This window comes from Frankia sp. CeRuru1 (assembly GCF_977966315.1).
On sequence record NZ_CDWWEW010000486.1, the window covers coordinates 1 to 3,219 of the forward strand.

A 3,219-nucleotide genomic window follows, 5' to 3' on the forward strand; every position below is an offset into this window, starting at 1 on the left:
CCCCCGCGCTGGAGGCCCCGCCCCGGGCGGGAACCGGCTACGGGGTCACGGAGGCACCCCGCGGCCTGCGCTACCACCGCTACACGATCGACCACAACGGCACCATCCTCGACGCAAAGATCGTGCCACCAACCGCCCAGAACCAACGTCCGATCGAAGAAGACCTGCGCGGCGTGGTGGAACGCTTCATGGACCTGCCAGAGCCCGAACTCGCCCTGCGCTGCGAACGGGCCATCCGCAACTACGACCCCTGCATCTCATGTGCAACCCACTTCCTGACCCTCCACATCGAGCACGGCTGACCGTCATCGGGATCGGCAATCCCTACCGACACGACGACGCCGTCGGCCTGGCAGTCGCGCATCAGCTACGCTGCACGCTCCCACCTGGCATCGACGTGGTCGAATGCGCCGGCGAGCCGACAGGATTGTTTGCCGCCTGGGAAGGGGCCGACGCCGTCTGGATCATCGACGCCGCCCATTCCGCGGCCCTGCCCGGAACCGTGCACCGCCTACCGGCCAACGACCGCACACTGCCGGCGGATCTCGTCGGGCCATCGACCCACGCGCTCGGCCTCGCGGACACCATCGAGATCAGCCGAACACTCGGCCGGCTTCCCCGGCATCTCGTCATCTACGCAATCTCCGGCCATACCTTCTCAGCAGGCCTCGGACTCGGCCCCGAGGTCGCGGCGGCGGCCCGCAACGTGGCCGCCGCCATCCGCGCCGAAACAGCGATCTATGCCGCCAGGGAACCCGACGATCTCCGCTGACCGCCGCCAACCGCGGTAGCCGAAGGCCCGCGTTGGCGGTGGGATTCGGTCACGGGACTTCGCGCGGCCCGGGGGCGGCGTTCATCAGCCACGTCACCATGCGGCTGATGTCCGACAGCGACAGGATCCCGACGAGTCTGCCCTGGTCCATCACCAGGACGCGGTGCTCGGCGCCAGGCTCCATGCGCGGCAGCAGATCCGCCAGCGGGTCGTCGGGACCCGCGATGGTGGTCCGCGACAGTGGCACCATCACCTCGCTTACCGTTACCGTGCCGCTCTTCTCCGGCGGCACCTGCTTGGCGCCGTCCAGGGTCACCAGCCCGACCGGGGCTCCGTCCTCGCCGGTCACCGGGAACGCCGAGTGCCGGTACCGGTACAGCGGGCCGGCCAGCAGGTTCGCGACGGTCAGGGCCGCGGGTACCGTGAGCGGCTTCGTCGTCATGGCGTCATGTACCGGGACGCCGGCGAGCACACAGCGCAACTGCGCCTGCCGTCCCTCGGCGGTGGCGGCCGCGATGAGGAACGAGCCGATCAGGGCCAGCCAGAGCCAGCCGAATCCGCCGCCTCTCATGAACACGAGGAGTCCCAGAACGACGAGCAGCCAGCCGAGGACGCGTCCGGCTGCGGTAGCCCCGGCGGTCGCCCGCAGCCGATCTCCCGTACGCCACCACAGGAAGGCGCGCAGCAGCCGCCCACCGTCGAGCGGAGCGGCGGGAAAGGCGTTGAAGACGGCGAGCAGCAGGTTGATGCCCGCCAGCCAGGCCACCACCTCGACCAGGAGTTCGGGCGCGGACGCCAGGGCGAGCAGCCAGGCGCCCAGCACGAAGAGCCCGCCCAGCAGAAGGCTGACGAGTGGGCCGACACCCGCGATCCGCAGCTCCGCTGCCGGGCTCGACGCCTCCGACTTCAGCCGGGCCACCCCGCCCAGCAGCCACAACACGATGTCGTCCACGGCCACCCCGTTGCGCCGGGCCACCAGGGCGTGCGCCACCTCGTGGGCGAGCAGCGAGGCGAAGAAAACCACCGCGGCGGCAAGGGCCGCCAACCAGTACACCACCAGGGCATGGCCCGGGTACACCTGTGGGAGGCGGCCCTGCGCGAGGCTGAACGCGATGATGCCGAAGATGAGCAGCACGCTCCAGTGGACCCCGATCCGGACTCCAGCGATCCGTCCCACCATGAAGGTCGCCCGCACAGCGTCTCTCCCCTGTTCGAACGTGCCCCGGGACCAAGACCCGGCTCGACTCCGCGGTTGGGCGCGGGGCCGGTCCCGTCAGGCTGTCCCGTCAGGCTGCCGCGAGGGCCACCTCCGTCGACTTGACCAGGGCGGTCACCGAGGAACCCGCGGCCAGACCGAGGTCGGTCGCGGCGGCTAGGGTGATCGCCGCGGTGAGCTCGCCGCCACCATCGAGGGCGATGTGCGCGACGGCCATGGCACCGCCGGTCTCCAGGCTGGACACCGTGCCGCGCAGCCGGTTACGGATACTCAGACCGTCCACGCTGCCCGTGGCCAGCGCCACCTCGGTGGACTTGATCAGAATCTCGACGGTGGCCTCCACCGAGAGGTCGAGGTCCTTGACCGCGTCAAGGGTCACCGCGGCGGTGACGGTCTGCCCGCCGGAGAGATCGACAGTCACGGTGCTCATCACCGCACCTTCGGTGATGTCGGTGACGGTTCCGGTCAGTCGGTTGCGAATGCTCAGGCTCATCGGTCCACCTCGTCCTCTCGGGTGCAGCCAGGTGCCGTCAGTCAACTCCTACCCGTCCGTCTGTGCCGCGTACATGCCTCGACCCGCAGAAGAGCCGTGCAGAAGGGTCCTGCGGACAAGTGATGCCCGACAGGCGGTCGCGCCTGATCGGTCCGTGCGGGTCGCACCGCCCGCCTCGGGGGCGCGGGCGCTCCGGTGCCACCGGTTCGCCTACCCCGAACAGGTCGATGTCGACCATCGACCCCGAGAGTCCGGCCTCCCGCACGTAGGCGACCCGCACCGACAGGAACACTGCCTTGGCACAACAGGTGGGCAGGTAATGTCGCCAGAAACCCCACCACTACCCACTGTCATGCCAGACAACACACCTATCTCACCGCCGGCGTGGGCGCCAGGTTGCCCGCGCCCGGTCCACCCACGTCTGCGACCCAAAGAAATCCCAGCATCCCTCGGCGGCACCCCCGCCGATCATCCGACTGGCGTCCACCCCCGCAACAACAGATCATCGTCGTATGACATCGGGCAATCGCGTTGAAGCAACGAAAGCGCACAACATTAAACAACGGCAACTCTCGGCGGGCCGTCAGGTCGGCTGCCCCAGGCAGCCGACCGGGTAGCCGAGCCGCGGAGAATCACGGCCGCCGACGGCCGATGGCCGGCGGCAGCGGCTGCTGACGGTGGAACCGGCGCCCAAGCCGGACTACCCCCAGACTAACCCCCCCGAGCTAACCCCGAGCT

At 69.5% G+C, this 3,219-nt stretch carries 4 protein-coding genes; 2 read left to right on the plus strand and 2 right to left on the minus strand.

Features of this window, described 5'->3' with window-relative positions:
- Together AC08OP_RS23160 and AC08OP_RS23165 are read left to right on the plus strand one after the other, a co-directional pair.
- A partial coding sequence (locus tag AC08OP_RS23160) for a nickel-dependent hydrogenase large subunit (RefSeq protein WP_476616109.1) occupies nt 1-302 on the plus strand: 302 nt, incomplete at its 5' end.
- On the plus strand, nt 260-772 hold the full coding sequence (locus tag AC08OP_RS23165) for a hydrogenase maturation protease (RefSeq protein WP_476616110.1): 513 nt from the start codon (nt 260-262) through the stop codon (nt 770-772). The genes AC08OP_RS23160 and AC08OP_RS23165, both read left to right, overlap by 43 nt.
- A gap of 49 nt (nt 773-821) precedes the next feature.
- On the opposite strand, the gene AC08OP_RS23170 is transcribed toward AC08OP_RS23165, so the two are convergent.
- Together AC08OP_RS23170 and AC08OP_RS23175 are read right to left on the minus strand one after the other, a co-directional pair.
- Complete coding sequence (locus AC08OP_RS23170) at nt 822-1,967, minus strand: site-2 protease family protein (RefSeq protein WP_476616111.1); 1,146 nt, start codon at nt 1,965-1,967, stop codon at nt 822-824.
- 91 nt (nt 1,968-2,058) lie between these two features.
- Nucleotides 2,059-2,481 carry a TOBE domain-containing protein gene (locus tag AC08OP_RS23175; RefSeq protein ID WP_476616112.1) on the minus strand — a complete coding sequence of 141 codons (423 nt, stop codon included), beginning with the start codon at nt 2,479-2,481 and terminating at the stop codon, nt 2,059-2,061.
- Nucleotides 2,482-3,219 lie beyond the last annotated feature (738 nt).